At 67.2% G+C, this 15,857-nt stretch carries 17 protein-coding genes; 5 read left to right on the top strand and 12 right to left on the bottom strand.

The genetic code is table 11. The annotated features are described in order from the left end of the window. Window positions 1-5: 5 nt before the first annotated feature. From WU80_RS00085 to WU80_RS00060, 6 genes are read right to left on the bottom strand one after another with little or no spacing between them, the layout of a single operon-like run. Complete coding sequence (locus tag WU80_RS00085) at window positions 6-1,502, bottom strand: adenylate/guanylate cyclase domain-containing protein (RefSeq protein ID WP_082459924.1); 1,497 nt, start codon at window positions 1,500-1,502, stop codon at window positions 6-8. Continuing rightward, window positions 1,499-2,446, bottom strand: a complete 948-nt coding sequence (locus WU80_RS00080) for an SMP-30/gluconolactonase/LRE family protein (protein ID WP_231633702.1) — start codon at window positions 2,444-2,446, stop codon at window positions 1,499-1,501. The genes WU80_RS00085 and WU80_RS00080 overlap by 4 nt, the downstream gene beginning before the upstream one ends. After that, window positions 2,443-2,979, bottom strand: coding sequence for a nuclear transport factor 2 family protein (locus WU80_RS00075; RefSeq protein WP_055404289.1), 537 nt, complete (start codon window positions 2,977-2,979; stop codon window positions 2,443-2,445). Before WU80_RS00075 ends, WU80_RS00080 begins: the two co-directional genes overlap by 4 nt. Window positions 2,980-2,984: 5 nt before the next feature. Continuing rightward, the gene (locus WU80_RS00070; protein WP_055404291.1) at window positions 2,985-3,800 is read right to left on the bottom strand and encodes an SDR family NAD(P)-dependent oxidoreductase; all 816 of its coding nucleotides are present in this window, start codon (window positions 3,798-3,800) and stop codon (window positions 2,985-2,987) included. Next, window positions 3,801-4,598 (bottom strand): enoyl-CoA hydratase/isomerase family protein, encoded by a 798-nt coding sequence (locus WU80_RS00065; protein ID WP_055404293.1) that lies wholly within the window; start codon window positions 4,596-4,598, stop codon window positions 3,801-3,803. Continuing rightward, complete coding sequence (locus tag WU80_RS00060; protein ID WP_055404295.1) at window positions 4,595-5,791, bottom strand: cytochrome P450; 1,197 nt, start codon at window positions 5,789-5,791, stop codon at window positions 4,595-4,597. The genes WU80_RS00065 and WU80_RS00060 overlap by 4 nt, the downstream gene beginning before the upstream one ends. A gap of 100 nt (window positions 5,792-5,891) precedes the next feature. Between WU80_RS00060 and WU80_RS00055 the strand changes: the two genes are divergently transcribed. Together WU80_RS00055 and WU80_RS00050 are read left to right on the top strand one after the other, a co-directional pair. Then, the gene (locus WU80_RS00055; protein ID WP_055405708.1) at window positions 5,892-6,704 is read left to right on the top strand and encodes an enoyl-CoA hydratase/isomerase family protein; all 813 of its coding nucleotides are present in this window, start codon (window positions 5,892-5,894) and stop codon (window positions 6,702-6,704) included. Window positions 6,705-6,706: 2 nt separating this feature from the next. Continuing rightward, entirely contained in the window at window positions 6,707-7,909 is a 1,203-nt protein-coding gene (locus tag WU80_RS00050; RefSeq protein ID WP_055405438.1) for an acyl-CoA dehydrogenase family protein, read from the top strand. 2 nt (window positions 7,910-7,911) lie between these two features. Here the strand turns inward: WU80_RS00050 and WU80_RS00045 are convergent, their stop codons facing one another. From WU80_RS00045 to WU80_RS00025, 5 genes are read right to left on the bottom strand one after another with little or no spacing between them, the layout of a single operon-like run. Next, on the bottom strand, window positions 7,912-8,724 hold the full coding sequence (locus WU80_RS00045; RefSeq protein ID WP_231633701.1) for an enoyl-CoA hydratase/isomerase family protein: 813 nt from the start codon (window positions 8,722-8,724) through the stop codon (window positions 7,912-7,914). Then, complete coding sequence (locus tag WU80_RS00040) at window positions 8,667-9,467, bottom strand: enoyl-CoA hydratase/isomerase family protein (RefSeq protein WP_055405436.1); 801 nt, start codon at window positions 9,465-9,467, stop codon at window positions 8,667-8,669. The genes WU80_RS00045 and WU80_RS00040 overlap by 58 nt, the downstream gene beginning before the upstream one ends. Window positions 9,468-9,473: 6 nt before the next feature. After that, the gene (locus WU80_RS00035; RefSeq protein WP_055405435.1) at window positions 9,474-10,325 is read right to left on the bottom strand and encodes an enoyl-CoA hydratase/isomerase family protein; all 852 of its coding nucleotides are present in this window, start codon (window positions 10,323-10,325) and stop codon (window positions 9,474-9,476) included. Further along, window positions 10,322-10,540, bottom strand: a complete 219-nt coding sequence (locus WU80_RS00030) for a lipoyl domain-containing protein (RefSeq protein WP_231633700.1) — start codon at window positions 10,538-10,540, stop codon at window positions 10,322-10,324. Before WU80_RS00030 ends, WU80_RS00035 begins: the two co-directional genes overlap by 4 nt. An 11-nt stretch (window positions 10,541-10,551) precedes the next feature. Further along, complete coding sequence (locus tag WU80_RS00025) at window positions 10,552-12,570, bottom strand: thiamine pyrophosphate-dependent enzyme (protein ID WP_055405439.1); 2,019 nt, start codon at window positions 12,568-12,570, stop codon at window positions 10,552-10,554. Window positions 12,571-12,683: 113 nt separating this feature from the next. Between WU80_RS00025 and WU80_RS00020 the strand changes: the two genes are divergently transcribed. From WU80_RS00020 to WU80_RS00010, 3 genes are read left to right on the top strand one after another with little or no spacing between them, the layout of a single operon-like run. Beyond that, window positions 12,684-13,958 carry a serine hydrolase domain-containing protein gene (locus WU80_RS00020; RefSeq protein WP_055405433.1) on the top strand — a complete coding sequence of 425 codons (1,275 nt, stop codon included), beginning with the start codon at window positions 12,684-12,686 and terminating at the stop codon, window positions 13,956-13,958. A 58-nt stretch (window positions 13,959-14,016) separates the two neighbouring features. After that, window positions 14,017-14,469 (top strand): nuclear transport factor 2 family protein, encoded by a 453-nt coding sequence (locus WU80_RS00015; protein ID WP_055405432.1) that lies wholly within the window; start codon window positions 14,017-14,019, stop codon window positions 14,467-14,469. Window positions 14,470-14,489: 20 nt separating this feature from the next. Further along, window positions 14,490-15,401: a TIGR03619 family F420-dependent LLM class oxidoreductase gene (locus WU80_RS00010; protein WP_055405707.1), complete on the top strand. Its 912-nt coding sequence runs from the start codon at window positions 14,490-14,492 to the stop codon at window positions 15,399-15,401. Here the strand turns inward: WU80_RS00010 and WU80_RS00005 are convergent. Further along, the coding region (locus tag WU80_RS00005; RefSeq protein WP_231633699.1) for a nuclear transport factor 2 family protein at window positions 15,398-15,857 on the bottom strand (460 nt) is incomplete at its 5' end. The two genes, WU80_RS00010 and WU80_RS00005, sit on opposite strands and share 4 nt — an antisense overlap.

Genomic DNA, 15,857 nt, shown 5'->3' with positions numbered 1-15,857 from the left:
GAACGTCAGTCGACGGGGACGGCGATGTCGGTCGAATCGGCTCGGCCGCGTAGCACTTTGGAGTCGACGACTCGCCACCGCCGTGACTCCTCCTGGCCGGCCATGACCAGTGCCGCGGCCGACGCGGCGACGCCGACCGAGAGCTTGGCGACCTCGGTGAGCCTTGCCGCCTCGTTGACCGGGTCGCCAATCACCGTGTACTCGTAACGGCCCGGGTGGCCGACGTTGCCGGCCACCGCCATGCCGGCCGACACTCCGATGCCGGCACTGATCGGTGCCCCTGGCGGATTCAGGAACCTGTTGAGTTCACGCGCCGTCGCCAGTGCATGCGAGGCCCTGTCATCGTCGTCGAGGGGAGCGCCGAAGACCGCCAGCGCCGCGTCCCCCTCGAACTTGTTGACAAAGCCTCGATTCGCTTCGACCGCGTTCACGACCATCGTGAAGAAGTCGTTGAGCGTCGCCAGCAACTCGGCTGGCTCCAGTGTGGTGGCCAGTCGTGTCGAGCCGACCAGGTCCACGAACAACACCGCCACGTCGCGGTTGACTCCGCCCATCTCGATCTGGTCACCGGCGGCGGCCAGTTGCTCGGCCAACCGAGCCACGTCCTTGCCGACGTGGCGGCCGAACAAGTCGCGGAGCCGTTCTCGTTCACGCAGTCCGGTCGCCATCGTGTTGAAGCCCGCCTGTAACAGGCCGAGCTCGGAGGCGTCGAAAACGGCTACGGACACGTCGAATTCGCCGCGCTGCACCCGTTGCATGCCGTCCCTGACCTCGTCGATGGGATCGGCGATGGATGACGCGTTGAATGCGGCGACCACCAGGCCACAGGCCATTGTGCAGCCCCCAAGGACGAGGACAACCAGCGCCAGCCGATGCGCCGAGTACTCGACGAAGAGGGCGCTTGCGGCGACGAGCATGACCATCAGCGCCGGAACGCCCGTTCCGATCACCCAGGCGCTCACCGCGCGCAGCCGCAGACCGGGCCCCCGCGGCCGTGTCGGCGGGTCTTCGGTGAGCAGCCTGGCCGCAACCGGCCGCAGCGCAATCCTGCACATCCAATAGGACAGTGCGGTTGTCACGATGGCTCCGAGCAGAATCGACACTCCGAGGGTTGCGGCCAGCCAAGGTGTATCGAAATTCGTGAGCACGAAAACGACGGCCGCCGCAGACCATACGGTTCCATGGATCACGGCCATCCTCATCGGGATGGCCAGGACGACGCGGCGCGCGGTGGCATCGCTTGCCCCCGCCGGCAGGCTCAACAAGATGTACCCACATAGTCCGGCCAGCGGCAGGGCAATGCCCGAATAGCAAAGCCCTGCGACGATATTGACCAACATCACGTGGTGTTCGCGGAGCGCCGCACCGGTCGGCAGAGCCCAGGCGGTCAGTGCTGAGATCAGGGCTGAGCCAATGGCAGTCGGGACGATCGCCGCCGATATCACCAGTGATTTGCCGGTGGGAGCGAACGGCGAACGCAGCCGGCGCCGGACCAGCTTCACGGCGACGCCTGCGCGGCGCCCATGTGTTCGCGCCAGTTCTCCACCATGACCAGTCGTCCCGACGAGGCGAGCGTCATGAACAACGTCTCGCCATCGCGGCTTAGTGCGACGTTGGTCGTCATCGGGTCGTCGGCGGAGATCGTGCCCAAGAGTTCGCCGGTCGGGGAGATGACGGTGAGACCGCCGGTCCCGAGTGTCGCGACCAGGATCCTGCCGGCCGCGTCCACGCAGAGGCCATCGGCGCCTCCGATATTCAGCGGACCACCACTGGGCACCGTTGCCAGACCGCGCGCCCGGGACACCGCGCCGGGCCCGTCGAGCGTGAATTCCCAGATCCGGCGCGTGCGCGTCTCGGCCACGTAGAGCAACGTCCCATCCGGCGACAGGGCCACCCCGTTGGGCATCTCTAGTGGGTAGACGATCTCGCGCAGCATGCCGTCGACGGTGCCGTAGAGCAGCCCCGTCATGCTTCGATTGCGGTCGCGCGTGGCTCCGCCGTCGGTGACATAGAAGCCCCCGTCGCCGTCAACGCAGATGTCGCTGGGCCGCATCAGCGGCACCGTGCTGCCGGAGCGCGTGACGAATTCGGTGAACAGGGTGCTGACCTGACCATCGGCTTCGACCAGTTGCAGCGCGGGAACGACGGGGTGGTCGGGCGGCCCCACCGGCCGGAAAAGTGTTGCGCAGCCGGCGAAGTCGTACGGCCACGCGCCGAGGCCGAAAGTGGAACCGCCGTTCTGGCAGACCACCAGCCGACCGTCCGGAAGCCGCGCCACCCCGTTGGGGCCGCCGCCGGTTTCGGCCACCGTCTCGGTGACGCCGTCCGGGCGGACGCGGGTGATCCTGCCGGCCGCCATCTCCGAGACCACGACGGAACCGTCGTCGTAGACGACCGGGCTTTCGGGGAAGGACAGCCCCTCGGCTAAGCGGCGGTGGGCGCTCACGGACGCGTTTCCCCGTCGGCTTTGCTCTGCCACCAAGCCGTGAAGACCGGATCGGTCAGCGGCAGGTCACCGACGCCGGTCTGCTTTCGTGGCCAGGATGCGGCTTCTTGTGTCAGGGGCGACGACCGGCGGCTCACGCCGTAGAACAGGCGATGCCTCCGGTGCAGGAAAAGCCAACGCCCGTAGTGTCGCTCGTAGCGATCTTCGTACTTGATGAGCTGTTCGACAAACCCCTCGGCGTGGGTCTGCGCAAAGCACTGGGCCCAGACCTGCCCGTGAGCGCGGTCGTCGGCGTCCAGCTCGACGAGGTGGTTAGCGATAAGGATGACCGCGAACACGCTCGCGTCGACACTGGCCGACATCAGCCGGTGGAGCGCCTCGCGACCTTCACCGTGCTCGCCGAACCGGGCGTGCGGGACGAACAATTCGGCCATCGCACCGACGTCCCGCGTCTCGATCGCGGCGGCGTAACGGTAGGGCAGTTGACGAATCTCTTCTTTCGCCAACAGGTCCCGGACTTCGGCGTCGTGCATCGGGACTAGGGCACCGGGGTTGGCGGGCCGAGTATGTAGCGCCCCGATTGCGGATCGTGATACCAGCCGCCGGCCGCCGATGTGCCGCCATCGACGTGCAGCGTCTGCCCGGTCACGTAGGCGCTGAGGTCGCTAGCGAGGAATATTGCGGCGCCGGCCATTTCGTCGACGTGGCCGGCCCGACCCATCGGCACCATGAGTTTGGCGTTCTCCACGCCGTTCGGTGCCATCTTCTCCAGGCTTTCGGTGAGCGTGAAGTCGGGTGCGAGCCCATTGACGCGGATATTGTGGGGCGCCAGTTCCAGGGCCGCGGTCTTGGTGAAGTTGACCACGCCCGCTTTGGCCGCGGCGTAGGCGGCAAACCCGGGCGCGGCGCGTACCGCCTCGATGGTGCTGATGTTGATGACGCTGCCGCCTTGCCCCGCCTCGACCAAGGCCCGCGCTACGCGCTGCGTACAGAGCAGGACCTGGGTCAGATTGATCCGGATCAGGGCATCCCAGCCGTTGGGGGAGGTGTCCAGCAGGCCGGACCAGAAGACCCCGCCGGCATTGTTGACGAGGATGGTCGGAACCCCCAGCGCGTCGACGGTGGTGGTTAGGGCCGCATCGACCTGCTCGGCGTCGCGTACGTCGGCGACGCACGCGAGGCCGCCGATGCGCGCGGCCACCGCCGCCGCACTCTGCTGGTCCCTTTCCCAGATCGCCACTCGCGCGCCGAATTCGGTGAAGGCCGCGGCGATGGCGCTCCCGATTCCGCCGCCCCCGCCAGTGACGACGGCGACCCGGCCGTCCAGCGATGCGGCGTTCCGATGCAGCGTCATTCAGCGTCCACGAAAGTCCGGGTCGCGTCGCTCGGTGAAGGCCGCCATGCCCTCCGCGACGTCGTCGGTCGCCGCGACCTGCTCCACCAACAGCGCCTCGGTGCGGAAAGCGGCATCGCGGTCGACGTCGAACGCCTGATTCAGCATCGCCTTGGCCGCCGCCAGCGCCCGGGTCGGCCCGCGGGCGAGCCGTTGGGCCCACGCGGCCGTCTCGGCCTCCAGGTCGTCGGCGGCGACGACCTTGTTGATCAAACCGAGGCGCTCGGCCTCCGCTGCGGACAGCTCCTCGCCGAAGAACAGCAGCTGCTTTGCGACGTTGAACGGGACCTTGCGCGCCAGCAGATAGGCGGCCCCCCCGTCCGGCGCGAGCCCGCGCCGCGCGAAAAGCTCGATGATGCGGGCACTTTCGGAGGCCACGATTAGGTCGCAGGCCAGCACCATGCTGGCGCCCACCCCGGCGGCGATCCCGTTGAGCGCACACAACACCGGCTTTTCGCAGTCCAGCAACGCGGACACCACCGCCTGGGACCCGGTGCGCAGGATGCGGGCGGCGTCGCCCGCGACCCGGTCTTTCTTGGGCTGCATTCCGGGATCCCGAAGATTCGGCCCCGTACAGAAATGCTTGTCACCGCGGCCGGTGAGCACCACCGCCCTGACGCCCGCGTCGTCGGACGCGGAACGCAGGTTTTCGATGAGGGCCTGCTGCACCGCCCGCGTCACCGAATTGCCGGTCTCGGGGCGGTCCAAGACCAACCAGAGCACCGCGCCTTCGGTGCGGACGGCGAGGTCGGGTGTCACAGCCGCATCGGCACGCTGGCGGGGCCGCGCACGGAATTGGTGTGCACGTACGTCACGGCATCACGGTCGACGTCCCAGGTCGGGAAACGCTTGAGAGTCTCCTCGAGCGCAACCCGGGCCTCCAGGCGGGCCAGCGCCGCACCCAGGCAGAAGTGCGAGCCGTGGCCGAAGCTGATGTGCCGGATCCCCGTGCGCTCGACGTCGAGGACGTCGGGGTTCTCGTATTGGCGTTCGTCGCGGCCCGCCGACCCGGTCAGCAGGGCAACGCGCGAGCCCGCCGGTATGAGCATGTCGTTATAGGTGGTATCGCGTTTCGTGTAGCGGCCCTGTACGGGCGACGGCGCGTCGTATCGCAGCAGTTCCTCGACGGCGTTGCCGATGAGGTCCGGGCGGTCGACCAGCTTGGCCCGCTGGTCGGGATACTGTGCCAGCGTCAGCGCGGCCCATCCCAGCAGACGCGCAACGGTCTCATTGCCGGCGACGTTGATCATCGCGATGAACATCAACACTTCGCCATCGTCCAGGCGACGGGTCTCGAGGCCCGCCTGGACCAGGTCGGAGGTCATCAGGTTGCCGACGATGTCGTCGGTCGGTGCGGCTCGCCGTCGCTGAATCTGATCGGCGTAGTAGCCCAGCAGTTTCGCGTTGGCTTGCTGGCCCTCCTCATTCAGCTCGGTCGTGCCCTCGTCGCGGTGGAGCTGGGCATCCGACCACTCGCGCAGGTTGTCGTGGTCTTCCTCGGGGAAACCCAGCAGCGAGCTGATAACCATCACCGGAAGCTTCATCGAGAAGTCGCGCACGTAGTCAAAGCCCTCGGTGCCGACGAACGCATCCAGGTAGGCGCAGCACAGTGAGCGTACCCGGTCCTCGAGCTGGGCGATCTGGGTGCGGAAGAAGGTGCGATTGACCATCTTTCGCAGTGCGGTGTGGTCGGGCGGATCCATCATGATCATCGCCCGGGGCGGCGGCCAGGGCTCGTCGGTGATCGCGTCGAGGGTGATCCCGTGCGACGAGGAAAACGTCTCGGTATCCAGCGACGCTTCCATCACGTCGGCGAACCGGCTCAAAGCGTAGAAGCCGTACTGGTCGTTGTAGTAAGTTGGCGCTTCGTCGCGCAGCCGTTTCCAGACCCCGTACGGATTCTGGTGCAACGCGCGGTCGAACGGATCCCAACGTAACTCCATCGTTGTCATCGGCACCGTCCCTTCCCGGAGAACACTAATACATTATCTGTATAGTTGCACCATGCTGACGGCGTGGTGATCGTCTGCCCGGTGTTGAGGAGGACGAACGATGGAAACGCGGGAACTCGAGCACGTGATCTACCAGAAGGACGGCCCGATCGCGCGGATCATCCTCAACAACCCGGACGCCGCCAATGCCCAGAGCTCGGAAATGGTCCACAGCGTCAACCAGTCGCTTGACGACGCGCAGTACGACTATGACATCAAGGTCGTCATCATCAAGGCCAACGGCAAGGGGTTCTGCTCCGGTCACATCCCCACAGGCGCGTATCCGGAGTTCATGGCCGAACTGCAAGCGTCCGGAAAGGTGTGGCGCTCCGCCGCGCAGTTGTTCCTGTGGCCGGTGCTGAAGTTGTGGGAATTCCCGAAGCCGGTGATCGCCCAGGTGCACGGGTACGCGATCGGCGGGGGCACGACCTGGGCGCTGATCCCCGAGATCACTGTCTGCTCCGAGGACGCGTGGTTTCAGATGCCTCTTGTGCCGGGGTTCGGTCTGCCGGGTGCCGAGACCATGTTCGAGCCGTGGGTTTTCATGAACTACAAGCGGGCCGCCGAATACCTTTACACCGCGCAGCGATTGAGCGCGGCGGAAGCGCTCGAGTTCGGTCTCGTAAACCGGGTGGTCCCGGCCGATGAGCTCGAGGCCACCGTCGAGGAACTGGCCGCACAGATCGCGAAGGCGCCGCTGATCACGTTGCAGGCCGTCAAGTCCGGCGTCATCCGCGCGTGGGAGACCATGGGGTTCCGCACCCACCAACAGGCCACCAACGACCTGCAGGCGATGGTGACCGGCAGCAAGGAGTTCCAGGAGTTCATGGCGGAGCTGATGAAGAAGGGCTCCAAACCGACCGAGCGCATCTAGCCATGCCGTTAAAGCCGATCATTCGCTTCGGTGGTGATGAGAGCACCGAGTCACTGCGGGCCTCCGTCCGCCGGTGGTTGGCAGCCAACCTCCCGGACGAATTCCGCCGCACCGCCGCGAATCCCGACTACCTCCCGCGCGACGCTCACGAGCGTGCGGTCGCGTTCTGCAAGGCGCTGCACGAGCAGGGATGGTTCGTGCCGCATTGGCCCGCCGAGTACGAAGGTGGCGGACGCGGGATCGTTGAACAGGTGGTCATCCGTGAGGAACTCGCTTATGCGGGCGCGCCGCTGGTGAACACCAACGGCGTCAACATGTTGGCGCCGGTGCTATTCAAATACGGCACGCCCGAACAAAAAGCGGAGCATCTGCCGGCCATTGCGCGCTCGGAACGCATGTGGGCACAAGGCTATTCGGAACCTGAGGCCGGCTCGGACCTGGCGTCGCTGCGCATGACGGCCCGGCGAGACGGCGACGACTACGTCCTGGACGGGCAGAAGACCTGGACGAGCAATGGCGTGCTGGCCGACTGGATCTTCGTCCTGGCCCGCACCTCGCCCGTGGCGGACAAGCGCCAGGCCGGCATCTCGTTCTTCCTCGTGGACCTGGAAAGTCCGGGCATCACGCGCCGGCCCATCCGATCCATGACCGGCTATCCGACGTTCGCCGAGGAATTCTTCGACGGTGTGCGCGTGCCCGCCGCCAACCTCGTCGGGGCGGAGGGCGAGGGCTGGACGGTCGGGAAGGCGCTGCTGGACGCCGAGCGGTCGAATATCACCAGGGCTGCCCAGGCGCAACGCTATCTTGATGAGCTCATCGACTGGTGTCACGCGCAGAAAGGTTCCGCGCACGACCCCCTTTCCGATCCCGCCAACCGCATCGCATTGGCCCGCGCCGTCGAACGCGTCGAGGTGGGCCGCGCCATCTCGTATCGGGTAGCGCACGAACAGGCTGCCGGCGCGCTGGATCCCGCGCTGCCGTCGTTGTCGAAGCTGTATCACTCCGAACTGACCGCCGAACTGCGCGGCCTTGGGGCCCAGATCCTGGGTCCGGCAGGCGAACTCATGCCAGATGACCCCGGCGCGGTGCTCGACGGGCACTTCTCCGAAGGCCTCTTGCTGTCCTTGCTCCACACGATCGGCGGCGGCACCAGCGAGATTCAACGCGACCTGATCTCGACTGTTGGCCTCGGGATGCCGCGCTGACGTCAGGAGTACCCGGCCCGCCCCTCGGCGGCCGCCGAACGTTGTTGCGCCACGGTCGCCATCGCCAGTTCAAGCGGATGGAAGGCGGCGAGCTGGGCAGCCTCGGCGGAATTGATCAGCCGCTTCGTCATCTCCACCGCCCCCGCATCGGCTCGGGAGAGCTCGTCGGCGATGGACAGGGCGCGGCTGACGGCGGATCCGGGTTCGACGATCTCGGTCACCAGCCCGAGCTGCTCCGCCTCACCGGCCGGCAGTTGTGTTCCTCGTAGCAGCAACGACGCAGCGCGGTTGCGGCCCAGCTGCTGCGTTAAGCGCCAAGCCAATCCGCCGTCGGGCACCACCGCACGCGCGACGAACGGGGCGGCAAAAAATGCGTCGGAAGCGCACACGACGAGGTCGCACGCCAGCGCCAAGCTCCAACCGAGGCCGACGGCCGCACCCTCGACCGCTGCGATCGTCGGTACCGGCACAGCTTTGAGTTGTTCCATTACGCGTTGGGCGTGCTCGACGCGGCCGGCAGGACCCAATGGACCGTCGCCGCGTGCCGGCCCCGTCTTCAAATCCCCACCGGCGCAGAAGAAGTCTCCGGCGCCGGCTAATACCAACGCGCGGTCGCCGTACGCAACCACCCCGCCGAGCGCGATCGACAGCTCGGTCCAGGTTTCGTAACAGAGGGCGTTGCGCCGGCGTGGCCGATTGAGCAAGAGGACGGCGATGCCGCCACGGTCCTCGCGGCGAATGAGTGGATCGCTGTCTGTCACTGTCGGCCGAGGAACTTGTCGATGGCGGACCGATGTTCGGGCGTGGTGAAACACTCGGTCTCGGCGGAGATCCCGTATTCGAGGATGCCGGTGATCGCGCGCTGGGCGTGCAGGTTCAGCGTTCGTTTGGTGTCCTGCACTGCCCTCGGTGGCAACGCGGCCAGCCGCTGGGCCACCTTGAGCCCCTCCTGCTTGATCTCCGCGTGCGGTACGACCCGATTGGCCAAGCCCAGCTCGACGGCCTTGTCGGCCTTGATGCGTTCGCCGAGCATCAAATACTCCTTGGCCTTCAACAGGCTCATCAGCAGCGGCCACAAGACAGACCCACCATCACCGGCGACCAGTCCGCTCGCGACATGAGTGTCGGCGAAAAAGGCGCGGTCGGACATCAGGACGATGTCACACAACACTGCGATGCTGCACCCGAAGCCGACCGCGGGCCCGTTGACCGCCGCGACCACGGGCAGCGGAAAGTCGATCATGTCGCGCACGATGCGCCGGGCATCCCGCATTCCCGCGCGGCGTGTCACCGGGTTGTTGACGTGAGTTTCCAGCCACTCCACCAGGTTCCCACCGGCGGAGAAGTAGTCACCCGTGCCGGTGATGAGCACCGCGCGTGCTTCGGGATCCTCAGCGAGATCCGCCCACACCCGCGTGAAGGCGGTGTGCATTCTGTTGTTGACCGCGTTGGCGTCGTCAGGGTTGTTCAGCGTCACGATCCGGACGGGACCGTCGGCGGCCACGAGGATCTCGTCGCACCCGGTCAACTCCGACGTGCCCTGCGGTAGCTCGGTCATGGGCGGTCAGCCATCCTCGCGCGGCGCCAGCCACGCCGACCGTCGGGTTTGAACGAACGCGTCGCGGTCATGGCTGACCGCCCAATCCGGCGATCGCTTCTGCAGGAACGCCGTAAAGGCCTCGATTTGTTCGGCGGTTCCGATCGACGACCAGTAACCGGTCACGTCGACGGGCGGCAGCGCGCGTGCCATCTCGCGTTTGACGGCCGCGCGGGCGACGGGGCCAGTCTTTCGGACTCGCTCGAGCAACGCATCGACCTGAGACCCCAGGCTGTCGTGCGCCACGACATTGCCGACCAGCCCGAGACGCTCGGCCTCGGCCGCATCGATCCAATCATTGCCGTAGATCAGGTGATTGGCCCTCAGCGTGCCCAGTCGTTGCGGCAGGCGGGCGGCGACGAACGCCTCGTACACGCCGCGGGTCAGGTCCGGGACCCGGAACCGGGCACGGTCGGACGCGACGACGAGATCGGCAAACAACGTCATCACCAAGCCGCCACCCATGGCGATGCCGTTGACGGCGCAGACGACGAGTTTCGGTATCTTACCGAGCGTTTCGAATGGCGTGCCGTCGTAGGACTCGGTAAACGCATCCCAGGTGCGATCCGGATTCTCCACGGCGTTCATATCGCCGCCCGCGCAGAAGACATCGCCGGTCCCGGTGATCACCAGGAAATTCAGGTCCGGTTCGTCGGCGACGATCATCGCGGCCCGTTTGATCCCGTGATAGCCGTCGGCGGTGACGGCGTTCTTCTTCTCCGGCCGGTTGATGGTGACGGTCAGGGTGTCGCCGTCGATGCGCCCCTCGAGCTCGGCGGCACCGAGGTCGACGTCGACGGAAGCCGGTAGCGCGCTCACCGCGCCTCGATCACGGCGAGCAGTTCGCCGACGTCATAGGTCGTCCCGGCGCTGACCTTCCAGTTGACGATGCCACTGGCCGGCGCCTCGACGTCCATCTCGACCTTGTCGGTGGCGATCTGGTACAGCGGGTCTCCCTCGGAGACGTGGCCGCCGTCCGCGACGTAGATCTCGGTGACCTCCGCTTCGGTGATCGCGTCGCCCGGCTTCGGCATCCGCACCTCCGTCACACGACCCTCCTGACGGCTTCGACGAGGCGTGCGGCGTCCGGGCGGCAGGCGGCTTCCAATGTCGCCGCCCGCGGCACGGGCGTGTACGTTCCGGCCACGCGCTGAATGGGGCTGGCCAGCACGCCGAAGAGCTCCGTCCCGACGGCTGCGGCGATTTCGGCTCCCGGGCCGCAGAACCCGACGGATTCGTGGGCGACGACCAGGCGACGGGTTTTGCGGACGGATTCGAGGACGGTTCCCAGATCCAACGGCACCAGGGTGCGCAGGTCGACCACCTCCACCGAAACACCCTCGGCGGCAAGCTGTTCGGCGGCGGCCAGAGCGGCATGTACCAGGCTGCCGTAGGTACAGATCGTGACGTCGGTGCCGGCGCGTTTGACGTCGGCCTGGCCGAGCGGGATCAGGTAGTCGGCCGTCGGCACGGGTCCCTTGCCGCCGCCGTAGTAGAGCTTCATCGACTCGATGAATAAACAGGGATCGTCTTCTCCGAGGCAGGCGTTGAGCAGCCCGACGGCGTCGGCGGCGGTGCTGGGCCACACGACCTTGATGCCCGGTGTGTGCATCGCCCACGCCTCGAACGCTTGCGAGTGCTGCGGGCCGGCCGCCGTGCCCACCATGGCGCGGATGACCATCGGTGCGCCCTGCCGGCCGCCGGACATGTACCGGATCTTGGCGGCGTGATTGGCGATCTGGTCCATGGCCACGCCCAGGAAGTCCACGAACATCAGCTCCGCAACCGGCCGCAGCCCGCCCAGCGCCGCACCCACGGCGGCGCCGATGATCGAGGACTCGGCGATCGGGGTGTCGCGCACTCGGCTGGCGCCGTATTTCGTCGACAACCCGGCGGTGATCTTGAACATGCCGCCGGACGGGTCGGCAATGTCCTCCCCGAGGAGCACGATCGAATCGTCGGCCGCCATAGCGCGGTCCAGCGTGCGGTGGATCGCCTGCACGAGGCCGAGGGTCTCGGTTTCACCCTGGGGAATCGCGGCCCGCTCTGTCACCGGTGGCGCGAGCTCGATGCCGTGCCCGGCGAAGACGTCGCGGGTCAATTCATCGGCATCGGGGGGGTCGGCGTCGCGGGCGGCGGCGAAGGCCGCGTCAATCTCGGCGACCAGCTCCACATCAATGCGGTCCAGGTCGGCCTCGAGCGCCAGCCCCTCGTCGATGAGCCGCCGCCGATACCGGGCAAAGGGCGGGTCGGCGCGTTTGGCGGCCAGTTCGTCCGGGTCGGCGTAGGGCATCTGGTCGCCGAAGTAGTGCCCCTGCAGGCGGTAGGCGACGGCTTCGACGAACGACGGGCCGCCGCCCGAGCGCGCGCGCTCGGCCGCCCCGGCCACGGCCTCATACACCGCATGTGGGTCCGTGCCGTCGACCGTGACGCCCGGCATCGCGTAACCCGCGGCGCGGTCGGACAATCGCACCGTGCGGGTGTAGCCGGCCACCGGGGTGCATTCGGCCCACGCGTTGTTCTGGCAGAAAAACACCACCGGAAGCGCCCACAGGGCCGCCATGTTCATGGCCTCGTGGACGTAGCCGATGCTGGTCGCCCCGTCGCCGAAGCTCACCAGCACCACGCGGGCACTGCCCTTGAGGGCCTCCGCCAGCGCGATCCCGTTCGCGATCAGGGGGCCGGCACCGACGATGCCGGTGGTCCAGGCGATGCCGTGGTCGGGGTCGTAGATCCCCATGGCGCCGGCCTTGCCCTTCGACAGGCCGGTGCCGCGGCCCAGGATTTCGGCGAAGTAGCCGGGCAGGTCGATGCCCTTGGCCACCACGTCGCCGAGGCCGCGATAGGTCGTCACGAGTTGGTCGGTGCTTGACAGGGCGAGCGCGGCCCCGGCGGACATCGCTTCCTGGCCGTCCACCGGCCAGTAGCTCATCGCGATTTCGCCGGAAGACAGCCCTTTTCGGACGCGCTGGTCGGCGTGGTGCACCTTGCTCATGAGGCGGTATAACTCGACGGCCCGTTCGCTGTTCAAAGCCTGGGTTCGGCTGTCTACCTGCGTGGCCATCACCCCTCCTTCGCATGCGGACTCCGCCGACGAGCATACAATACAATATGACGATATCTGTTCAGTCGTCCGATGGGCGACTCGCTTGACTATCGAGGGGAACTCCAACTGCCATGCCCGAGCGACCAGCCCTGCGGGCCGGTGACGGTCTGCCCGCCCATGTCCACGGTGCCGCCGACCCCCGATTTGCCTGCGCGGTAAGAACGTTTGCCAAGCTGTTTCCCGGCCCACGCTATGGCGGTGGGGCGTTGTCCGTGTATGTCGATGGGGAACCCGTCGTCGACGTGTGGACCGGCTGGTCCGATCGCAAGGGGCGGCTGCCCTGGTCTGCGGACACCGGCGCGATGGTCTTCTCCGCCGGTAAGGGGGTGGCATCGACGGTGTTGCACCGGCTCGTCGACCGTGGGTTGCTGTCGTACGACGCCCCGATCGCGCAGTACTGGCCCGAGTTCGGCGCCAACGGTAAGTCCGACATCACGGTGCGCGACATGATGCGGCACACGACGGGCCTGTCCCGGCTCGGGACCATTACCACCGAGCAGTTGCTCGATCACCGGTTCATGGAAGAGCGGCTCGCCGCGGCGCCTGTCGACCGCCTCGCCGGCCGCGCGGCGTATCACGCGTTCACCTTCGGCTGGTTGGCATCCGGATTGGCCCGCGCGCTCACCGGCAAGGGCATGCGGGAGCTGTTCCGCACGGAGATCGCGGGACCCCTGGACACGGACGGTATCCACCTGGGGCGGCCGCCCGCCGACGGGCCCACGAAGGCGGCGCAGACGATGTTCCCGCAACGGTTCTCGGGCGGGGCGGTGCTGGGCCGGCTGATCTCGCTGATGGCCAGATTGCCGGTTCCGGGCCCGCTCGGCGCGACCTACGTACCCGGCATCACCTCGCTGGTGCAGGGCGACATGGCGCTGCTGGACAGCGAGATTCCCGCCGTGAACGCGGTGGTGACCGCGCGGGGGCTGGCCAAAATGTACGGAGCGCTCACCAACGGGGGAAATATCGATGGGCAGCGGTTCCTCTCAGAGGAATTGGTCGCGTCGCTTACGGGCAGGCGCAGCTTGCGGCCGGACCTGAACGTCTTCTTCCCGATGTCCTTTCACCTGGGCTACCACGGTTCACCAGTGCCGGGCCTGCTGCGGGGTTTTGGGCATGCCGGTCTGGGCGGGACCATCGGCTGGGCCGACCCGGTTACCAAGAGCTCATTCGGCTTCGTACACAACCGGCTGCTGACGCCGATGGTCGCCGACCAACTCCTGTTCGTGCCGTTGCTGGTACCGCTGCAGCGTGCCGTCAACCAGGCACACGGCAGTGGGCTCGTCACCGTGCCCCGCTTCGGTGCACGACCCTCCGACGAGGCGCGCACCGAAACCGCCGGCCGCTGACCCGACTACCTCTGGGGGTATCGTCGACGGGTCTCTGTCCGGCCGGCACGGGAAGCAGATGGATATCTCGCGGGCGGTTCCCCATGCGGAACTCGAAGCGCTGTCCCGCAGGTACGCGGCGGCGGTCGATCGCCGAGATCGCGACGCGCTCCTGGCGGTGTTCACGCCCGACGCTTCGATGCTCGTCGAAAGACCGGGGCGCGAACCCGGAACGCTGACCGGTCACGACGAGATCGAACGAGTCATCGGCATCGTCGCGCGCTGGCCGCGCACGGCGCACCTCATCGCCCAGGGCCTGTACGTCGTCGAGGGGGGATCGGCGGTCGGCGAAATCTACTGCACTGCCAATCACTTTCGTGGTGGTGAGCCAGACGGGCAGAACCACGTCATGCACATCCGCTACCTGGACAAGTATTCGCTCGACGGTGAGGATCGGTGGCGGATCGCGCACCGAAGGGTCGTCGTCGATGCCACCGAGGACCGGGTCGCGTCGATCGGAGGAGTCAGTTGACAGCATCGATCCAGCTTTCCATGGGGATTCCGTCGTACTCGGCGGCGGCGCCGTCCAATTGGAATCACCTCACCGAATGGGCGCAGCTGTTGGAGGGCGCTGGATTCGACCGCTTGCTGGTATCGGAACACATAGCGTTCGGCATGAACATGGACGCGTACGCGGATCCGCGGACGGGCGGAACGGTAGGCGGTCGCCAACCGACCGGGCCGGACGGGCACTGGCTGGAACCGCTCACGACGCTGACGTACCTGGCGGCGAGGACGGAGCGAATCCGGCTGGGCACAAACGTTCTGCTCGCCGCGCTGCGCCCGGGGGCGGTCCTTGCGAAAACCCTTGCGACGATGGACGTTCTGTCCGGTGGCCGCCTCGATGTCGGAGTGGGCGTCGGCTGGCAGCGTGAGGAATACGACGCAGCCGGGGTGGACTTCGACCGGCGCGGGCCGATGCTGGACCAGACGCTCGAGGTATGCCAGCGGTTGTGGCGGGAGAACGAGGTGAGCTACCACTCCGCCGATTTGAGTTTCGAGCGGATACACCAGATGCCCAAACCCGTTCAGCCCGGCGGGGTGCCGGTCTGGGTGAGCGGGACGGTGAACCGAGCCGTCGCGCGCCGGCTCGCTCGTTTTGGACGGGGCTGGATCCCGTGGGGTCCGGACGCGAGGGATGTCGCGGGGGGAATACGTCGAATGCGCGCCGCGGTCGAGCGCGCCGGCGGCGACCCGGACGGGTTCGGTGTTGCCGGGACGCTGCGCATCCAGACGAGTGCCGATGACCGGCCCGACCTGTCGGCGGCCGCCGCGGAAGCGGCCTCGCTGGCGAACGCCGGCGTGACCGACCTGCGGATGACGCACTGGCCCTTGCCCTCCGCCCACCGGGACCGTGACATCCCCGCACTCGTCCGCGCGGTCCGTGACGCTGTCGACTCCTAGGGGGTGCGGATCGACTCGAGTTGCGCAGCGAGCAGCATCCGGTCGAAGTAACAACGTTCCAGAACGAGATCGGGCCCCCGGAACCCGAAGATGTTGACGCTCGACATGTCAAGCGGTGTGCCGGGCGCGGTCGTTCGGGTTTCCACGACCAAACCGTTGTCGCCGTGGTAGATCGCCTCCGCGGCATATCGCAGCATGGGGAGATCCGCCCACTGCCGCAACAGCATCGCGCGGACCGCCTCGTCCCCGTCGAAAACGGTTCCAGCCGGGATGATCTCGTAGCGCGGATGGGTAAAGGTGGCCATCGCCCCCTCCAGGTCGCGCGCATTTTCGGCTGCGACGTGCCGGAGCACGAGCTCTTCGCGGGCGCGCCGGAGCGCGCTATCGGGGCTCATTTCGGTTCGAACACAACGAGGTTGCGGCCGTCCTCGAGCGGCACCCACGCCAGCCTGACGC

This window comes from Mycobacterium sp. UM_11 (genome assembly GCF_001414075.1).
Taxonomy (GTDB): Bacteria; Actinomycetota; Actinomycetes; order Mycobacteriales; family Mycobacteriaceae; genus Mycobacterium.
This window is presented reverse-complemented; position numbering and strand designations above follow the sequence as displayed.